The sequence below is a fragment of the Streptomyces lateritius genome (genome assembly GCF_014649715.1).
Lineage (GTDB): Bacteria > Actinomycetota > Actinomycetes > Streptomycetales > Streptomycetaceae > Streptomyces > Streptomyces lateritius.
The window spans coordinates 135059-153192 of sequence record NZ_BMTO01000005.1 but is presented as its reverse complement, the minus strand read 5'-3'; the positions used below and the strand labels follow the sequence as shown (position 1 = coordinate 153192).

The following is an 18134-nucleotide window of genomic DNA, read 5'->3' as shown; positions in this document are numbered from 1 at the left end:
CGTACGGGATCAGGGTCGCGGGATCAGGGGCCCGGATCCCGCGAGCCGGGTGAACCGGGGCCTGGGTCCCGTGATCCGTCAGACGATGCCCTCGGCGATCTCGGCCTCCTCGCGGGCGGTGCCGTACGCACGTGGCGTGCCGTACGAGCGGCGCGCCACGTACCACCAGACGCTGGCGAGCACGAGGACGACGGCGAGCGCGATGACCGCGTAGTTCATGGAGTCGACGGTCACCGGGGACTTCTGCGGCAGGCAGAAGATCACCGTGACGACGGCCACCCAGATCACGGCGGTCCAGCCGATCGGCCGGCTCCAGCGGCCCAGGCTCCACGGTCCCGGCGTGAACCGGTCGCCCGCCCGCAGCCGGAGGTAGATCGGGATGGCGTAGGCGGGGGTGATGCCGATGACGTTGATGGCGGTGACGGCGCCGTAGGCGGTGGCGGAGTAGAGCGAGGGTACGGCGAGCAGGGCGGCCACGCCGACCGCGAGCCAGACTGCGGGCACGGGGGTCTGCGTACGACTGCTGACCTTGCGCCAGAGCGCCGAGCCGGGCAGCGCGTTGTCGCGGCTGAAGGCGAAGACCATCCGGCTGGCGGCGGCCACCTCGGCGTTGCCGCAGAAGAGCTGGGCCACGATCACCACGAGCAGCAGGGCGGTGGCGCCGCCGGAGCCGAGCGCGTCCAGCAGGATCTGGGCGGGCGGGACGCCGGTGGCGCTGTTCTGCGTGCCAGCGTAGTCCTGGATGGCGAAGGTCAGCCCGGCCAGCAGCGCGAAGCCCGCGATCCAGGAGACCCAGATCGCCCGGACGATTCCCTTGGCCGCGCTGACCGAGGCGTTGGAGGTCTCCTCCGAGAGGTGGGCGGAGGCGTCGTAGCCGGAGAAGGTATACTGGGCGAGGAGCAGGCCCACCGCGGCGACGTAGAAGGGGTTGGCCCAGCCGGTGTCGTTGACGAACTCGGTGAAGACGAACTCGACGGACTGGTGGCGGTCGGGGACGAGCGCGAGGGCGCCGACGATCAGGGCAACACCGGCGAGGTGCCACCAGACGCTGATCGAGTTGAGCACACTGACCAGGCGTACGCCGAACAGGTTGAGCACGGCGTGCAGCAGCAGGATCGCGAGGAAGATCAGGAAGGTCGAGCCGGCCGTGGGGGCGATGCCCCACTGGAGGTTGAGGAAGGCGCCGGTGAACAGGGCGGCGCCGTAGTCGATGCCGGCGATCGCGCCGAGCAGACCGAGCAGGTTCAGCCAGCCGGTGTACCAGCCCCAGCGCCGGCCGCCGAGCCGGTCGGCCATGTAGTAGAGCGCGCCGGAGGTGGGATAGGCGCTGGTGACCTCGGCGAGCGCGAGGCCGACGCACAGCACGAAGAGCCCGACGCCCGCCCAGCCCCACATCATGACGGCCGGGCCGCCGGTGCCCAGGCCGAATCCGTAGAGCGTCATGCAGCCCGACAGGACGGAGATGACGGAGAAGCTGATGGCGAAGTTGCCGAAGCCGCCCATGCGGCGGGCGAGGACGGGCTGGTAGCCGAGCTCCCTGAGCCGGGCCTCCTCGTCCTGGGCCACCGCGGGCCTGCGTATCTCGTCGACGGGGACGGTGCGGGACATGCCGGAACCTCCGGGGGATCAGTGGTCGAGACAGCGGCTGCGGGCGCGCAGGAAGACGTCCTCGGCGAGCGCCCGGTCGTCCGGCCGGCCCGTGCGGTACGCCCAGGGCAGCACCGTGTAGTAGGGGCCGAGGGCCTCGAAGACCCGGGCGGCGTCGGCGAAGCGCAGGGCGCCGAAGAGTGCGTGCGCGAGATGATTGAGGTCGAGGAGGGATGCCTCGTCGGTGGCGCAGAAGAGGAACCAGGTGTCGAGTGCGCGCTGGGCCTCGCGGAGGGCGTCCTCGGCGACCCAGTGCAGGTCGAGGGCGCGCTCGTGGCCGCGCTCCCGCCGGTAGCGCTCGACCCGGACGTAGAGCGGAAGCGCGTGCAGAGCGGAGCCGGTCGGGGCCGAACCGGCCGCCCACTGCGCGTAGTTGACCGCTTCAGAGAGCGGACCCGGACGGGGTCCCGAGCGGCGCGTGGAGAAGAACTGCAGCATCCGGTGGTGCGCCTCGCGGTTGTACGGGTCGCGCTTCTCGGCCTCGGCGAGGAGGCCCCAGGGGCCGGGCGGGAGCATGGGCGCGGGCGGGCGGTGCCGGTGCTCCTCCATGCGCTGGCGTTCGTCGAGCGCGGCGAGGGCGAGGAGGCAGACCCACGGGACGGGGTCGTCGGGTGCGTGTTCGGCGGCGTCGCGGCAGGCGGCCCACGCTTCCTGCCACAGCTCGCGGGTGCGGGGGTGGCCCGCCCGGTGAGCGCGTACGGCCCGTTCCACGGCGACCCGGGTGTGCATCACGGTCGCGGGGAGGCTGTCCGGCTGTTCGGCCCGCCATGCCTGGACGACGTCGGTGCCGGCGGCGACGGCCGCGAGGACCTGCGTGCGCCGGGTCCAGGCGTCCCAGTGGGACGTCTCGTCGAGTAATCGGGCCATGGAGACCCAGCGTCCGGTCCGCAGGTCCTGGACTGCGTGGCGCAGGGCGTGGTCATGGCCGGCCGGATGGTAGACGGGCCGGAAGCCGTGACCGGCCCTCACGGAGCGGTCGGTGCGGTGGGAGACATGGGTCCTGGTCCTCGGTGGGGTGGAGGGGGTGGTCAAGCCCCGGTGGGCAACCCGGCCGTTGATCGGCGATCACTATAGAGGCCGCTGGACGCCTGCGGTCCACTTTCGTTTCTGACCGTAAGTATCCGGCCATGGACCCAATGTGATTACTGATCAGTCGGTCAGGGGAAGCTGACGTCCGCGTCGTGAACCGCTTGACGCGGCCGTCCGGTTGCACAAGTCTTTCCGCTTCGGCGATCAAGGCGCGACCGATGTGCCGACGCTTCACACGCTTCGAGAACGGAGTACGACGATGACGGGCCCGGTACTCGCCGTCGACCAGGGCACGTCGGGAACGAAGGCGCTCGTCGTCTGCCCGGAGCGGGGCGTCATCGGCACCGGCTCCGCGCCCGTACGACCCCGCTACCTGCCGGGTGGCCTCGTCGAGGTCGACCCGGCCGAGCTGTACGACTCCGTCGTCGCCGCCGGCCGGGCGGCGCTGGCCGAGGCGGACACCCCGGTCGCGGCCGTCGGCCTGGCCAACCAGGGCGAGACCGTGCTCGCCTGGGATCCCGTGACCGGGGAGCCGCTCACCGACGCGATCGTCTGGCAGGACCGCCGGGCCGAGGATCTCTGCGGCGAACTCTCGTCGCACGCGCAGGACTTGCAGCAGTGGACCGGTCTGCCCCTCGACCCCTACTTCGCCGCCCCCAAGATGGCCTGGATCCGTCGCCATCTGACGGGAGCGGGCACCGTCTCCACCAGCGACGCCTGGCTGGTGCACCGCCTCACGGGCGCGTTCGTCACCGACACCGCGACCGCGGGCCGGACCGGGCTCCTCGACCTGGACTCGACGGCCTGGTCCGCGCCCGCCCTCGACGTCTACGGCCTGAGCGGCGAGCGCCTCCCCCGCGTGGTCGACGCGGACACTCGAGTGGGCACCACGACCGCGTTCGGGCCGCCGCTCCCGCTCACCGGCCTCCTCGTGGACCAGCAGGCGGCTCTCCTCGCGCAGAGCGTCACCGAACCAGGCACGGCCAAGTGCACCTACGGCACCGGGGCGTTCCTTCTCGCGCAGACCGGCCCGCTCCCCCGCCGGAGTGACTCCGGTCTGGTGAGCTGTGTGGCCTGGCGGCTGGCGGGGCGGACGAGCTACTGCCTCGACGGGCAGGTGTACACGGCGGCCTCCGCCGTCCGCTGGCTGACCGACCTGGGGGTGCTGACGGGCGCCGAGGCCCTCGACGCCGTGGGCGGGAGCGTGCCGGACTCCGGCGGTGTCACCTTCGTACCCGCCCTCGCGGGGCTCGCCGCCCCGTGGTGGCGCGGCGACGTGCGCGGCTCCCTGCACGGTCTGGGACTGGACACGAGCGGCGGGCACCTGGTCCGCGCGCTGTGCGAGGGGATCGCCGCGCAGGTGGTGGAACTGGCGGACGCGGTGGCCGGCGACCTCGGCACACCCCTGACCTCCCTGCGCGTGGACGGTGGTCTCACCCGCTCCGCCCTGCTGATGCAGGCCCAGGCCGACCTGCTCCAACTTCCCGTCGAGGTGTCGGCATTGCCCGACGCGACGGCGCTCGGGGTGGGCGCGGTGGCGCGGCTCGGTCTGGATCCCGGCCTCGCCGTCCACGAGGCCGTACCGGAGTGGAAGCCGTCGGCCGTGTACGAGCCCTCCATCGGCGTCGCGGAGGCGGGCGAGCGCCTGGACCGGTTCCGTGCCGCCGTGAAGGCGCTTCTCGACGACGCTCCGGGGGCGTCGCGCGCATGACGAAGGGCCGAGGCGGAGCCGGGTGCCGGACGGCCGGGACCGTCACCCGCACAGGGGCGCTGCCGGACACCTCGCCGCCTGGCGCGGAGTACGACGTCGTGGTGGTCGGCGCCGGGGTGGTGGGCTGCGCCGTCGCCCGGGAGCTCGCCCGCCACTCGCCGCGCGTGGCGCTCGTGGAGGCCTCGGGAGACGTCGGCGACGGCACCTCCAAGGCCAACACCGCGATCCTGCACACCGGTTTCGACGCCGTGCCCGGATCACTGGAGTCCCGGCTCGTGCGGGACGGGCAGCGTCGGCTCGCCGCGTACGCGAGCGAGACGGGGATTCCGGTCGAGCCGGTGGGCGCGCTTCTCGTCGCCTGGGACGCGGAGCAGTCGGCCGCCCTCCCCCGCCTCGCGGACAAGGCGGTACGCAACGGCTGTCGCACCACCCAAATCCTGGGACCCGACGAGCTCCGGGCCCGGGAACCGCGTTTGGGGCCGGGGGCGCTCGCCGCCCTGGAGGTGCCCGGTGAGTCGATCATCTGCCCTTGGACGACGACCCTCGCGTACGCAACCCAGGCCGTGGCCTCCGGAGTCGACCTGCATCTCGACTGCCGGGTGCGGCGGGCGGATCCGGGCTCCCCACACCGGCTGGTCACCTCGCGGGGAGCACTGCGCGCCCGGTACGTCGTCAACGCCTGCGGGCTGCACGCCGACACGTTCGACGCGCTGTTCGGCCGGCGGGACTTCACGGTGACTCCGCGCCGGGGTCAGCTGATCGTCTTCGACACGTTCGCGCGCGGCCTGGTCCGTCACATCCTCCTGCCCGTTCCCACGGCGCTCGGCAAGGGCGTCCTGGTCGCGCCGACCGTGTACGGGAACGTGATGCTCGGCCCGACGGCCGAGGACCTGTACGACAAGGCGGCCACCGGATCGACGGCGGAGGGCCTGGCGGCGCTGCGCGCCCAGGGACGCCGGATCCTGCCGGCCCTGCTCGACGAGGAGGTCACGGCGGTCTATGCCGGCCTGCGGGCCGCCACCGAGTCCGACGACTATCAGGTACGCGCCCACCCCGCACTGCGGTACGTCACGGTGGGCGGCATCCGCTCCACGGGTTTGACCGCCTCCCTGGGGATCGCCGCCCACGTCGTCGAACTGCTCGCGGACAGCGGCCTCGACCTCGGGGCGGAGCGGCCGCTCGCCCCGGTCCGGATGCCGAACCTCGGCGAGGCCTTCCCCCGCCCGTACCGCGATGCCGAACTCGTCGCCCGTGACCCCGAGTTCGGGACGATCGTCTGTCACTGCGAACGGGTCACCCGGGGAGAGATCCGGGACGCGCTGACCTCGACGATCCCGCCGGACTCCCTCGACGGGCTGCGCCGGCGGACGCGGGCACGGGCCGGCCGCTGTCAGGGGTTCTCCTGCGGGGCCGCGGTCCGGGCGATGTTCGAGGAGGCGGTGCCGAGGTGGGCGCGACGGTGAGGGTTCCGGCTGCGAAGGGTCCGGCGGTCTCGGAGCTCAATGCCGGAGATCGGGGTCTCGGGGTGAACCGCGCCGTGGACGTGCTCGTCGTCGGCGCCGGCCCCGCCGGTCTCGCCGCCGCCGCCCGGCTCGCCGCGGCGGGCGGCGGACGGTACCAGGTCGAGGTCCTGGAGCGCGAGCAGACGGCCGGTGGTGCCCCACGCCACTGCGCCCACGGAGGCTTCGGCGCGGCCGGCCGCGGCCGACCGCTCGACGGGCCGGGGTTCGCGCGCCGGTCGGTGCGGGAGGCGGTCAAGGCAGGCGCCACGGTCCGTACCGGCGTCACCGCCACCGGCTGGGCGGGCCCCCTCACGCTGGAGGTCACCGCACCCACCGGGCTCGAGACGCTCTCCGCCCGGGTGGTGATCCTGGCCACCGGCGCGCGGGAACGGCCGCGCAGCGCCCGCCTGGTGCCGGGGACCCGCCCGGCCGGGGTGCTGACGACCGGCGAACTGCAGCACTCCGTCCATCTGTACGGCGTACGGGGTGAGCGGCTGGGCCGGCGAGCCGTCGTGATCGGGGCCGAGCCGGTGTCCCACCACGCGGTGGGGGCGCTGCGCCGAGCCGGTGTGGACGTGGTCGCCATCGTCACGGAACAGCCGCGCGGCCCGCGCCGGTTCGGCGCCGTACCGCCGCCTCCCCTGCTCGCCGGTACCCGGGTCACGGAGCTCCTCGGCCGGGGGCGGCTGGCGGGTGTCGTCGTGAGCGGTCACGACGGCCGGACCGGCACGATCCGCTGCGACACGGCGGTCTTCACCGGGGACTGGATTCCGGACAACGAACTCTCCCGCTCCGGAGGGGTGGCCCTGGACGGCGGGACGAAAGGGCCGGCGGTCGACGGCGCGTACCGCACCGCGTCAGCGGGGGTCTTCGCCGTGGGCAACGTGCTGCGTGGAGTGGAATCGGCGGGAGCGGCGGCGGCCGAGGGGCGCGCCGCGGCGGATGCGGTGCTGCGCCACCTGGCGGGCGGACCGTGGCCCGGCCCTGGGGTGCCCGTGGTGGCGGAAGGTCCGCTGCGATGGGTGGCGCCGAACCGCGTCACCGACGGAACCGGCGCCGGTTCCCTTCTGGTCCGGGCGCGGGATCCGCTCGTGCGTCCCGTCGTCTCCGTGACGCAGGGCGACCGGCTGCTCCGCCGCGAGCTGGTGGAGGGCACGGCCTGGCCGCACCGCTCGCTCCGGTGGGCGGCGGGGTGGGTGCGCGAGGTGGATCCGGCGGGCGGTCCGGTGACGGTGACCGCAGGGGTCGCTCCCTGGGAGACGCCCCGCGAGCGGCCGTGACGCGCCGGTGGCGCGCCGACAATGGCCTGGTCCTGTGGCGAGTGTCCGCGGCGTTGACCACGACTCGTACGCCCCTCCATGCTCATGACAGAGATTCCGTTTCTTCGCCACGGAGGTGTCATGGTCCGGCGTACGGTCAGATCCCTGCTCAGCATGGTCCTGCTGGTGGTCGCCGCCCTCGCGGGTACGGTCGCCACTTCGGGTACGGCGCACGCCGACGAGTGCTACACCTGGGGCCGCACCCTGTCCTCCGGCATGTCGGGGGCGGACGTGACCCAGCTCCAGATCCGGGTCGCCGGATACCCCGGCTACGGCGGCGTGCTCGCCGTCGACGGCGACTACGGACCGGCCACGAAGGCCGCCGTCACGCGCTTCCAGCAGGCCTACGGCCTCGCGGCGGACGGCGTCGCGGGCTCCTCGACCTTCTCCAAGCTGTACGCCCTCCAGGACGCGGACTGCACGCCCGTCCACTTCACCTACGCCGAGCTCAACAAGTGCAACGGCGACTACTCCGGCGGAGCCGTCAGCGCCGCCACCGCCAAGTCCAACGCCCTGCGCGCGATGTGGAAGCTGGAGGCGATGCGCCACGCGCTGGGCGACGTACCGATCTCGGTGAGCAGCGGCTTCCGCTCGTACGCCTGCAACTCGGCGGTCGGCGGAGCGTCCGACAGTCGGCATCTGTACGGCGACGGCATCGACCTGACGGGGTCGCCGTCCCTGTGCACCCTCGCCAAGCAGGCGCGCAACCACGGCTTCAACGGCATCCTGGGCCCGGGTTACCCGGGTCACGGTGACCACGCGCACGTGGACACCCGGGCTTCCCGCTTCTGGTCGGCGAGTAGCTGCGGGATCTGACGGGTTCGGCCAGACTGGAGCGCATGCCGGACAAGCGCAGCGCTGGGCTCCTCCTCTTCCGCATGGCGGCGGACGGTGGCTTCGAGGTCCTCATCGGCCACATGGGCGGGCCGTTCTGGTCGTCCAGGGATGTCGCGGCCTGGTCGATCCCCAAGGGCGAGTACGACCCCGGGGAGACCGCGGAGGCCGCCGCCCGCCGCGAGTTCGAGGAGGAGCTCGGTCTGCCGGCGCCCGACGGCGAGAGGATCGCGCTCGGGGAGGCGCGCCAGGCGAACGGGAAGACCGTCACGATCTGGGCCGTGGAGGGCGACCTCGACCCCACGACGGTCGTGCCGGGCACGTTCGCCATGGAGTGGCCGCGCGGTTCGGGTGTCCGGCGGGAGTTCCCGGAGATCGACCGGGTCGGCTGGTTCGCGCCCGAGGCGGCCGCTCCGCTTCTCGTGGCCGGGCAGCGGGTCTTCCTCGACCGCCTCGCCGCGTGGGTGGACGAACGGACGGTCTGACCGACTGACGGGGGTACAGCGCCCGGAGGCCGGCCGGCCCGCGCGGGGCGAACCGTGATTGTCAGACCCGTACGAGAGGGTGGAAGGCTCCAACCCGTCGAGAGGGAGACCGACATGACCACGATCACCGCCCGTGAGCGCGCCGCTGCCCAGGCGTACCTCCGTCTCCTGGAATCGACCCAGGCGGTGCTGACCGATCCGCACCTCGCGCCGTACGCGGGGGCGATGCTCACGCACCCCATGGCGGAGGCGGACGAGGCCCTGCGGGACGCGGGCCTGGCGGGGAACGAAGCCCATCTCCTCCATCTGGTCGCGGCTCTGCGGGCCTCCCCCGCGGGCGACCGCGGCCGGCCGCGTTAGGTCCTCGTCAGGTCCTCGCCGGTCCGTGCTACGGCTGCGGTGACAGGCGTACGGGCAGGGTCCGCACGCTGTTGCCGACGAAGCTCGCGTGCCGGGGCAGGTTCTCTTCGGCGACGGCGAGGTCCAGGTCGGGGAAGCGGGTGAAGAGCCCTTCCAGGGCGATGGTCGCCTCCATACGGGCCAGGGGGGCGCCCAGGCAGTAGTGCGGGCCGTGGCCCAGGGAGAGGTGCTTGGTGGCGGGGACGCGGGTGACGTCGAAGCGGTCGGCGTCCGGCCCGTGGGCCTTCGCGTCGCGGCCCGCCGCCGAGTAGCCGGCCAGGACGGGGGTGCCCTTGGGGATGAGGGTGCCGTCGACGGTCAGGTCGCGGGTGGGGTAGCGGAACGGGAAGTAGCTGACCGGGCTGTCCCAGCGCAGCGTCTCTTCGACGACGTCGGCCCATCGGGCGCGCCCTTCGACGACGTGAGCGAGCTGATCCCGGTGCGCGCAGAGGGCGCGGACGGCGTTGGTGACGAGGTTCAGTGTCGTCTCGTGGCCGGCGACGACCAACAGCAGGAGCGTGCCGATGAGTTCGGGCTGACCGAGCCGGTCGCCACCTTCGTCTCGCGCGGCGATGAGGGCACTGGTGAGGTCGTCGCCGGGACGGCGGGCCCGGTCGGCGACGATCTCGGACAGCACCTCCAGGAGCTCCCGGTTGGCGGTCGTCGCCGCCTCGGGAGTGATGTCGGTGGCGACGACCTGGCTGGAGAGGTGGTGCAGGCGGTCCTGGTGGGCGGCGTCCACGCCGAGGAGTTCGCAGATGACGCCGAGGGGCAGCGGGAGGGCGTAGTGCCGGCGCAGGTCGGCGACGCCGCCCCCTTGGCGGGCGGCCTCGGCGAGCCCGTCGAGCAGTCCGGCGGTGAGGGAGCGGATGCGGGGGCGCATGTCCTCGACACGGCGGGCGGTGAACGCCTTGCCGACCAGGGAGCGGAGCCGTCGGTGGTCGGCGTCGTCGGCGGTGGTCATGCCCTGGACGGTGGCGAAGGTGCGCAGCGGCCAGCCCTCGGGTATGCGGCCCTCGGCGAGGGCGGCGAAGTGCTGCGCGCCCTTGGCGACTTCGGGGTGGGAAAGAAGGTCGCGCAGCGCGTCGTGACCGAGTACGGCCATGCCCTCGACCTCACCGGGCAGCACCACCGGGGTCACGGCGCCCTGTGCGAGCAGTCGGGCGTTGGCCGCGTGCGGGCAGCCTCCGGCGGGATCCAGACGGTGAGGCGTCGCGTTCAACGGGCACTCCTGACTGCGGAAGCATGCGGCTTCTGAGTTGTCAGATCCTACGGTCGAGCCGCCTTCTCCGAGGGGGAGTTGTTCAGGCCCGGTGGCGGCGGCGATGGGCGGCGACCCGTGCGCGGCGGGCACAGGCCGGGGAGCAGTAGCGCTGGGCGCTGCCGGGGCCGGTGCCCAGGTAGAGCGTGGAGCAGCGGTCCGCGGCGCAGGTGCCCCAGGTGACCCGGCCGTACTGGGTCAGGATCTGCGCGAGCGCGAGGGCGCCCGACGCGATGAACCAGTCGGCCCATCCGGCGTCGTCGCCCCGGTCGGCGTGCAGGTGCCATGGGTGTCCGTCGTGGCGGGAGAGCCGGGGCGGTGCGGCGTGTGCGGCGAGGAGGGCGTTGAGCGCTTCGGCGGCGCGGTCGGGGTCGGCCGCGTCGAGGACCTCGGTGAGGCGGGTGATGGCGGTACGCAGTTCGTCCGCGTCGCGCTCGGAGAATGCCTTCTCGGTGAGGTCTCGCGGGCTCTCGCCGTGGTCGGCCAGCAGCTCGGCCAGGGCTTCGCGGGGCAGATCCGGAGTGGTGCGTACGGCATTGGCGAGGTCGAGCAGCCGCTCGGCGGGCCGGAACGCCGGGCCGACGTCGTTCATGGGATCCACCGTTCCGCCTGATGTAACGTCTTGAATAACTAAGACGTTACACCAGGGGGTGGGGGCGTGGAGCGAGCGTTGCGGCTCTGTCTGGGGACGGCGTTTCTGGCTCGGCTCGCCGAGGAGGGCATGGCCGTCGCCGTGGTCCTGTTGGCGCTCGACCGGACCGGGGGCGCGGCGCAGGGGGCCTTCCTCCTCACGGCGTGGATGGCGCCGCACATCGCCGCCGCCCCCTTGGCCGGGGCGCTCGCCGAACGGGTGCGCAGGCCGGCGCTGTTCTACGTGGGTGCGCTCGGCGGGTTCGCCGCCGCGGTTCTGGCGCTGGCCTTCCTCACGGGCCGGGCACCGACGGTCGTCACGCTCCTCGCCGCCGGCTTCGGCGGGAGTTGTGGCCCGGTGGTCTCCGGCGGCATGTCCAGCCTGGTCGCCCTTCTCGTCCCCGAGGGCCGGGGCCGAGACCGCGCCTACGCCTGGGACTCGGCGGTCTACAACGCGGCCTCGGTCGCGGGCCCCGCCCTGGCCGGAGTGACGGCCGCCGTGGCCTCGCCGGCCGTGGGGGTCGCCGCTCTGGGAGTGGCGGCGGCCGCCGCCGCGCTCTCGGCCGGGCTGCTCCTGTCGGGACCCGCGGCCCCGCCGGGGGCCCTGGCCGGAGCCGGGCCGAAGCACCGGCTCGCCCGGGGGTCCGTGGGGCCCGAGGACGGCCCGGGGCGCCGGGCCCTGCGCACCGAACTCCGGGCGGGGGTCGCGGCCGTGTGTCGCGTCCGGGAACTGCGTGCCGTCACCGCCGCGACCTGCCTCGGCTTCCTCGGTCTGGGCGGTCTCACCACGACGGCCGTGCTGCTCTCGGCCGAGCGAGGCCGCCCCGGTGACGGCGGGGTACTGATGACCGCGTTCGCGGTCGGCGCGCTGGTGGGGGCCCTGGCCGTGGACCGGCTGTGGCCCCGCGTCCCGGCCGAGCGGCTGGTCGGGGCGGCTCTTCTGGGCACCGGCGTGGCGCTGGCCGCGGCGGCGACGGTCCCCTCTCCACTGCTCCGGGCGGCCCTGTTCGCCGCCGCCGGGCTGTGCGACGGCCCGCTCCTGACGGCGACCCTGCGGATCCGCGCGGATCACGCCCCGGCCGGCCTGCGGACCCAGGTGTTCACCCTGGGCGCCGGGCTCAAGATCTCGGCGGCGGCGTGCGGCGCCGCCCTGACCGGACTCGCGACGGCGGACGTCTCCCCCGCCCTGCTCCTGCTGGTCGCGGCCGCGCTCCAGGTGGCCGCGGCCGGCCTGCACCACCTCGCGCGACGCGGCCCGACGCGCCCGCCCCGCTCCGTACCGAACAGCCGCTGCCCCCGGGACGACCCGGCTTCCCCACCGCCCGGTCTGTGAGGAGCCTGCGCGGCGGGGTGCCCGGCGCACGGGACGACGAGCGGGACCCCTGCCGTCACACCGGCGGCTCCGGGGACGACCGGCGCGGATGGCGGCCGAGGAGTTCGGCCAGGCCGCGGCGGGTGGCGGCGAGCACCACCCGGTCTCCGGCCGCCAGCACACGGTCCGGCTCCAGCCTCCAGACGAGTCCCGCTCCCGGACGGCCGAGAGGCGCGGAACCGGTCGCGAGGGCGATCACCCGCCACGCCCCCGGGTGGAACGCCTCGGCCACCGTACGGTCCTCGAGGTGCGGGTTGCCCGCGACCTCAACGGCCGCGAAGAGCAGCACACGGCGCTCCACCGGGATGGCCCCCAGGATCTGGCGGCCCATCATGGCGCCGGCGAAGGCGGGCGCCGCCAGGTGCGAGACGCTGCGGCTGCGGGTGAGGGCGTCGGGGTGGGCCGCGCGCAGGGTGCGGTAGACGGCTGTGGCGAAGTCGTCGTCGTACAGCCGCAGCGCGACCCGCAGGTCCGGTTTGACCGACCGGGCGGAGAGCGCGGCCTCCAGATTGGTGATGTCGACGCTGGTGAGGGCGAGCAGGGCGTGGGCCCGGTGGACGCGGGCGGCCTCCAGGACACCCTCTTCCGTGACGTCCCCGATGACGGTCGGGACCCGCAGCCGACGGGCCAGCGCGATGCCGCGCGCCTCCGGATCGGACTCGACGCAGACCACGGGGATGTTCAGCCGGCGCAGCCGGGCGAGGACACGCGTACCGACCTTGCCGAGCCCCAGTAGGACGACATGGCCGGACAGGCCGCGCGGCGGGCGGCGCAGCGAGGTGGCCGTACGGAACGTGCCGAGCCCTTCCAGGAGCGCGGCGACCAGGACCGGCAGCAGCAGGAGACCGACGAAGCCCGCGAGGATCTGAAGCACCTGACGGCTGGTCGGCTCCTCCACGGCGGGGTCCCCGATGGCGAAGATGTCGAGGAGCGTCAGATAGGCGGCGTGCAGCGGATGGTCGCCGGTGGTCAGCCAGGAGGCGAGCGTGATGGCGCCGACGGCGGCCACCACGCCGGCGAGCGACCAGCGCAGCCGCCGGGAGAAGAGGGAGGCGACAGGCAGGGCGGAGGCGCCGAACCGGTTCGAGGACAGGGTCGGACCGGCGTACGTGATCGCCTCGAGCGCGACCGTGCCCCGTCCCGGGGCGGCCGCGACGGCCCGGCCGTCGGGCAGCAGCAGCGGGCCCTGGTCACCGCTCCGCTCGGAGCCCTCGCATCCGGCCGGGTCGTTGGTGGTCGCCGACAGCAGGGCGAGCGTGCACAGGCCCGGGTCGGCGATCTCGCCCCCGGCGGACGGGGCCCGCTCCACGGCGTGCAGGAGCAGACCGCCGGCCTGGACGACCTTGCTGGTGCCGGCGACGGCGGTGGCGGCGAGCGCGGGGGCCGCGGTGTCCGCGTCGGAGAGCACGGTCGTCGAGGCGTCGAGGAGCTTGGGGTCGAGGCAGGGCTCGGCGACCGCGGCGGCCTGGTCCAGCAGGGTCTCCAGATGCTGGCCGAGCCTGCGGTTGTAGAGCCGGATGACCAGGCGCAGGCGCGGATTGAGCCGGCGGGCGGCGAGGGCGGCCCTGATGTTCGTCTCGTCGTCGTCGTGGACGAGGGCGAGGGCGGCCGCCTGCTCCACCCCCGCGTCGACCAGCGCCATCTCGTCGACCTCGGCCGTCTCGACGACCCTGACGGACCGGGCGGCGGGCGCGCCGCGCTGCTCCCCGGCGGTGCCCCGGGTCACGGCCGCGGTCACCCGGCCGAAGAGGGAGGACGCCCGCCCTGGACGGCCGACGGGCTGCGGCGCGTCGCCGGGAGCGGGAACGAGGAGGGTGACCCGCTCCCCGTAGACCTCGTGGAGCTCACCCGCGAGCCGGTGGGCGAGCACGTCGTCCCCGGAGACGATCATGTGGCCGACCGGGGTGGGCCGGCCCGGCCGCTCCCCCCGGAACAGGGGCGCGCCGAAGGGTGCTCCCTGGGGCTCGGGGGCGGGCGGCCGCTCCACGGGGTCGGGTGGAACAGACGTGCTCGGGTACGGGAGTGAGGACACGTCACCAGCATGCCCTGCCCCACCGACACTCCGGCGCCGGGGTTTCCCGGGCACCCTGAGACCTGCCCGGGGGCGTCGCCCGCCGCGCCCCGCGGCGTCCTCGCGGCGCCCTCGCCGGCGTTTCGCGCAGGGGGACGCGCCGCCCGTACGCCACACGCCGTACGCCGGTCGGCTCACTCCGACTGCGGGCGCCGCCGCCGCTTCCTACGGTGGCTGAATGATCGTCACGTCAGCTGTCCGTCACGCTGCCGCCGGTACCGCGGCGCTGCTGCTCATGCTGCCTGCCCCGGCGGCCACGGCATCCTCCGTCACCGAACCCATGCCTCCCGCGGAACGCTTCGTCGATCCCACCCGGCTCCACCGCACCGGGACCCAGGTCGCTCCGCTGCCCGGAGGCCCGAGCGCGCCGTCCTCCGTCTCGGCGCTGTCCTGGCTGGTGGCGGACGCCGCCACGGGCGAGGTCCTGGCGGCGCGCAACGCCCATCGGCGGCTGCCGCCGGCCAGCACGCTCAAGACGCTCTTCGCCGTCACCGCGCTCCCCCGCATCGCCCCGGAGCGGCAGCACACCGTCGAAGAGTGGGAGCTGGAGGGGATCGGCCAGGGCAGCAGCCTGGTCGGTGTGCGGGCCGGATACACCTACAAGGTGTCGGACCTGTGGAACGGGGTCTTCCTCAGCTCCGGCAACGACGCGGTCCGGGTGCTCGCGGCGATGAACGGCGGCTGGGAGTCCATGTCCCATCAGATGCAGGAGAAGGCCCGGGAGCTGGGGGCGCGCGACACGCGGGTGGTGTCGCCCGACGGGTACGACGCGCCGGGCCAGGTGTCGTCCGCGTACGATCTGGCGATCTTCGGACGGGCCGGCCTCCAGGACCCCGACTTCGTCCGGTACTGCTCCACCCGGTACGCCGACTTCCCGGCCGGGGGCTGGTCGTACGGCATCCGCAACACCAACAGGCTGGTGACCGGGGCGGACGGCGTGGCCCGCTACCCCGGGATCATCGGTGTCAAGAACGGCTACACGAGCGGCGCGGGCAACACGCTGATCGCCGCCGCGAAGCGGGGCTCGCGAACGCTGGTCGTGTCGGTGATGAACCCGCAGTCGGGCGGCGGGCGGGCCGTGTACGAGGAGGCGCGCACACTGCTCGACTGGGGGTTCGAGGCGGCGGGCCGGGTGGAGCCGGTGGGTACGCTCGCACCGGTACGGCTCAGGGTGAAGGCCGCGGCCGCGCCGAGCCCCACGCCGCCCCGGTCGGGTCCTCGGGCGACCGCGTCCGCGAAGGCCGTGACGGGGGCGGGAGCGCCGGGACAGGACCGGGCGGAGCAGGCACAGGGCGGACACGTGGGACGGGCCGGGCCGGGCCCGGCGGCAGCGGCCGGGGTGGCCCCCGTCACCGGGCCGGGAAAGGCCGTGCCCCGCGAGGAGTTGCCCCCGCAGCCCTGGGCGGGACTCCCGCTGGCCCTGGTGGGCTCTGCGCTCGGCGCCGCGCTCTCGCTGTGGATGTGGCGCCGCCGCTCGGCGGGACGCGACGACCGGGAAGCGTGAGCGGGAGCCTGAAGGGGGCCATGACGGCCGGTCGTGCGGCGCTCCCTCAGACATCGCCCGTGCTCGCCACGGTTCGGTGAGCACCGTACGACCCGGCTCTCGCGGGACATCTGCAGCGACGGCGTGCGGGCCCGCTTCCCCCGAGGAAGGGGCCGTGGGGCGGCGGTGTCGGCGCACGGCGCCGAGCGGTCGATCTCCCGTGCACGGGTGGTCAGGCCGGCAGGTAGTCCCCCAGCAGCGTGGCGAACTCGGCCGGGTCGACCAGGCGGACGCCCAACTCCTCGGCCTTGGTCCGCTTGGAGCCGGCCTTCTCGCCCGCGACGACCAGGCCGGTACGCCGGGAGACGCTGGAGGAGGATCTGCCGCCGGCGCGCTCGATGAGTTCGTTCATCTGATTGCGGCTCAGGGCTTCGAGGGGCCCGGTCATGGCGCCGGTGACGACCACGGCCAGGCCCGCGAGCGGGCCGGCCTGCGCGCCGGCGGAGGCGTCGGCGGAGGCGGCGGTCTCCGCCCCCGGCGGGGGCGGCGGGGTGGCTCCGGGCTCGGTCATGTTGACACCGGCGGCGACCAGCTTGTCGACGACCGGGCCGAGCTCGGCCAGCTCGGCGACGATGACCGGCGCCTTCTCCGCGCCGATCCCCTCGACCCGCTGCACCGCCTCCGCGTCGGCCGCCCGGATCGCGTCCATGGTGGCGAAGTGACGGGCGATACGGCGGGACATGGAGCGGCCGGTGCCGCGGACGCCCAGGGCGCACAGGACGCGGCTGAGCGGGCGGGCGCGGGCGGTGTCGATCGCCGCGAGGAGGTTGTCCGCGCTGGTCTCCCCCATCCGCTCCAGGCCCAGCAACTGCTCGCGGGTGAGGGCGAACAGATCGGCGAGGTCCGTCACCAGGGCCGCGTCCACGAGCTGGACGATCCGGCTGGTGCCGAGCCCCTCGATGTCGAGCTGGTCGCGGCCGACCGCGTACGAGAGCGAGGCCACGAGGTGGCAGTCACGGCCCCTGACGCACCGCCAGCGCTGTTCGCTGCGGTCGATCTCCGAGCCGCACTGCGGGCAGGCTTCCGGGTAGGCGATCGGCTGTTCCTCGCCGGTCCGCAGATGGGCGACCGGCGCCTCGATCCGGGGGATGATGTCGCCCGCCTTGTAGACCATGACGTGGTCGCCCAGGCGCAGGTCGCGGCGTGTGATGTCGGCGGGGTTGTGCAGCGTCGCGTAGGTGACGGTGCTGCCGTCGATCTCCACCGGCTCCAGGACCGCGCGCGGTGCGATGACGCCCGTCCGCCCCACGTTCCACTCGACCCCGAGCAGCTTGGTGACCTTCTCCACGGCGGGGAGCTTGTAGGCGACGGCCCAGCGCGGGGCGCGGGAGCCGGCGCCGGCGTCCCGCCGGTCCGCGGCGAGGTCGGCCTTGACGACGATCCCGTCGATGCCGAACGGCAGTTCCGCGCGCAGGGCCGCTATCTCGGCGACCCGATCCAGCACCTCGTCGGTCCCGGTCGCCGTGCGGCCGGGCACGGCGGTGGCGCCCGAGGTGTGGAGGCCGAGGGCGGTGGCCCGCGCGATGAGCTCGCTGTGAGCGAGGTCGTCGAGCCCGGCCAGGGCCTCCGAGGCGGCATCGCCCCGGTCGCCGGACGGGTCGCCGGAGGGCGACAGCACGTCGTAGGCGAAGAAGGTCATCTCGACCGTGTAGGGGCGGTCCTTGGCGCGGAGGGTGCCGGCCGCCGCGTTGCGCGGATTGGCGAACGGCTCGCCGCCGTGGGCGACCCGGAGCGAGTTGGCCGCCTCGAACTGCTCGGTGGTCATGAGCACTTCGCCGCGTATCTCGACCGTGAGCGGCTGGTTGAGCCGTTCCGGGAGTCCGGCGATCGTGCCGATCGCGTGCGACACGTCCTCGCCGGCGGTGCCGTCGCCACGGGTGATGAGCCGGGCCGGCCGCCCGTGTTCGTAACGCGCCGCCACCGCAAGCCCGTCGAGCTTCGGTTCGACGCTCCACCGCTCGACGGGCCGGCCGATCCGGCGCTCGAGCGAGGCGGCCCACGTCGTGAACTGCTCGGCGGAGAAGACGTTGTCGAGCGAGAGCATGGGCCGGGAGTGCGGTACGTCGCCGGTGGCCGCCCCCCCGGCGACCTTTCCGGTCGGCGAATCGGCCCTGACCTGCTCGGGGTGGGCGGACTCCCATGCCTCTACGGCCCTGCCGAGGCGGTCGTAGGCGTCGTCGTCGAGCGGGGACGTGCCACCCGCGTAGTAGGCGGCGGCAGCCTGCTTGGCTTCCTCGACCGCCTGCGCGTACGCGGCGGCATCGGCAAGAACCGGAGTCGTTGTCATGAGGTCCATCGTGCCGGGCACCACTGACAATCGGCTCCGGGGTC

Annotated in this window: 14 protein-coding genes; 8 read left to right on the top strand and 6 right to left on the bottom strand. The window is 74.2% G+C overall.

Features of this window, described 5'->3' with window-relative positions; translation table 11 throughout:
* Positions 1–78 precede the first annotated feature (78 nt).
* Both IE136_RS11765 and IE136_RS11760 read right to left on the bottom strand, forming a co-directional pair.
* A complete protein-coding gene (locus IE136_RS11765; RefSeq protein WP_158984507.1) occupies positions 79–1608 on the bottom strand; it encodes an amino acid permease in 1530 nt (509 codons plus the stop codon).
* An 18-nt stretch (positions 1609–1626) separates the two neighbouring features.
* Entirely contained in the window at positions 1627–2616 is a 990-nt protein-coding gene (locus IE136_RS11760) for a hypothetical protein (RefSeq protein ID WP_158993955.1), read from the bottom strand.
* A 319-nt stretch (positions 2617–2935) separates the two neighbouring features.
* Between IE136_RS11760 and IE136_RS11755 the strand changes: the two genes are divergently transcribed.
* The 6 genes from IE136_RS11755 to IE136_RS11730 all read left to right on the top strand — a co-directional run bounded on the left by IE136_RS11755 (position 2936) and on the right by IE136_RS11730 (position 8887).
* Positions 2936–4387 (top strand): FGGY family carbohydrate kinase, encoded by a 1452-nt coding sequence (locus tag IE136_RS11755; protein WP_158984509.1) that lies wholly within the window; start codon positions 2936–2938, stop codon positions 4385–4387.
* Positions 4384–5850 carry an FAD-dependent oxidoreductase gene (locus tag IE136_RS11750; RefSeq protein WP_158984511.1) on the top strand — a complete coding sequence of 489 codons (1467 nt, stop codon included), beginning with the start codon at positions 4384–4386 and terminating at the stop codon, positions 5848–5850. The genes IE136_RS11755 and IE136_RS11750 overlap by 4 nt, the downstream gene beginning before the upstream one ends.
* Before the next feature lie 62 nt (positions 5851–5912).
* Complete coding sequence (locus tag IE136_RS11745) at positions 5913–7169, top strand: FAD-dependent oxidoreductase (protein WP_189600288.1); 1257 nt, start codon at positions 5913–5915, stop codon at positions 7167–7169.
* Between the two features lie 120 nt (positions 7170–7289).
* Positions 7290–8024 (top strand): D-Ala-D-Ala carboxypeptidase family metallohydrolase, encoded by a 735-nt coding sequence (locus IE136_RS11740; protein ID WP_189600287.1) that lies wholly within the window; start codon positions 7290–7292, stop codon positions 8022–8024.
* 23 nt (positions 8025–8047) lie between these two features.
* Complete coding sequence (locus IE136_RS11735; protein WP_189600286.1) at positions 8048–8527, top strand: NUDIX hydrolase; 480 nt, start codon at positions 8048–8050, stop codon at positions 8525–8527.
* Between the two features lie 114 nt (positions 8528–8641).
* Positions 8642–8887: a hypothetical protein gene (locus tag IE136_RS11730; protein WP_189600285.1), complete on the top strand. Its 246-nt coding sequence runs from the start codon at positions 8642–8644 to the stop codon at positions 8885–8887.
* A gap of 28 nt (positions 8888–8915) precedes the next feature.
* Here the strand turns inward: IE136_RS11730 and IE136_RS11725 are convergent, their stop codons facing one another.
* Complete coding sequence (locus IE136_RS11725; RefSeq protein WP_229818785.1) at positions 8916–10148, bottom strand: cytochrome P450 family protein; 1233 nt, start codon at positions 10146–10148, stop codon at positions 8916–8918.
* Positions 10149–10230: 82 nt separating this feature from the next.
* On the bottom strand, positions 10231–10779 hold the full coding sequence (locus IE136_RS11720; protein ID WP_189600284.1) for a CGNR zinc finger domain-containing protein: 549 nt from the start codon (positions 10777–10779) through the stop codon (positions 10231–10233).
* Positions 10780–10845: 66 nt separating this feature from the next.
* Here IE136_RS11720 and IE136_RS11715 point away from each other — a divergent pair, with 66 nt between their 5' ends.
* A complete protein-coding gene (locus tag IE136_RS11715; RefSeq protein WP_189600283.1) occupies positions 10846–12150 on the top strand; it encodes an MFS transporter in 1305 nt (434 codons plus the stop codon).
* A gap of 55 nt (positions 12151–12205) precedes the next feature.
* On the opposite strand, the gene IE136_RS11710 is transcribed toward IE136_RS11715, so the two are convergent.
* The gene (locus IE136_RS11710; RefSeq protein WP_189600408.1) at positions 12206–14080 is read right to left on the bottom strand and encodes a potassium channel family protein; all 1875 of its coding nucleotides are present in this window, start codon (positions 14078–14080) and stop codon (positions 12206–12208) included.
* 358 nt (positions 14081–14438) lie between these two features.
* Between IE136_RS11710 and IE136_RS11705 the strand changes: the two genes are divergently transcribed.
* Positions 14439–15764: a D-alanyl-D-alanine carboxypeptidase family protein gene (locus IE136_RS11705; protein WP_189600282.1), complete on the top strand. Its 1326-nt coding sequence runs from the start codon at positions 14439–14441 to the stop codon at positions 15762–15764.
* 211 nt (positions 15765–15975) lie between these two features.
* Here the strand turns inward: IE136_RS11705 and ligA are convergent, their stop codons facing one another.
* Positions 15976–18099 (bottom strand): NAD-dependent DNA ligase LigA, encoded by a 2124-nt coding sequence (ligA, locus tag IE136_RS11700; RefSeq protein WP_189600281.1) that lies wholly within the window; start codon positions 18097–18099, stop codon positions 15976–15978.
* Between the last annotated feature and the right edge of the window lie 35 nt (positions 18100–18134).

Coding starts and splice junctions, on each gene's coding strand:
- IE136_RS11765 (WP_158984507.1), bottom strand. CDS start 1,608: ATGTCCCGCACCGTCCCCGTCGACGAGATACGCAGGCCCGCGGTGGCC.
- IE136_RS11735 (WP_189600286.1), top strand. CDS start 8,048: ATGCCGGACAAGCGCAGCGCTGGGCTCCTCCTCTTCCGCATGGCGGCG.
- IE136_RS11730 (WP_189600285.1), top strand. CDS start 8,642: ATGACCACGATCACCGCCCGTGAGCGCGCCGCTGCCCAGGCGTACCTC.
- IE136_RS11740 (WP_189600287.1), top strand. CDS start 7,290: ATGGTCCGGCGTACGGTCAGATCCCTGCTCAGCATGGTCCTGCTGGTG.
- IE136_RS11755 (WP_158984509.1), top strand. CDS start 2,936: ATGACGGGCCCGGTACTCGCCGTCGACCAGGGCACGTCGGGAACGAAG.
- IE136_RS11720 (WP_189600284.1), bottom strand. CDS start 10,779: ATGAACGACGTCGGCCCGGCGTTCCGGCCCGCCGAGCGGCTGCTCGAC.
- IE136_RS11710 (WP_189600408.1), bottom strand. CDS start 14,080: ATGATCGTCTCCGGGGACGACGTGCTCGCCCACCGGCTCGCGGGTGAG.
- IE136_RS11750 (WP_158984511.1), top strand. CDS start 4,384: ATGACGAAGGGCCGAGGCGGAGCCGGGTGCCGGACGGCCGGGACCGTC.
- ligA (WP_189600281.1), bottom strand. CDS start 18,099: ATGGACCTCATGACAACGACTCCGGTTCTTGCCGATGCCGCCGCGTAC.
- IE136_RS11705 (WP_189600282.1), top strand. CDS start 14,439: ATGATCGTCACGTCAGCTGTCCGTCACGCTGCCGCCGGTACCGCGGCG.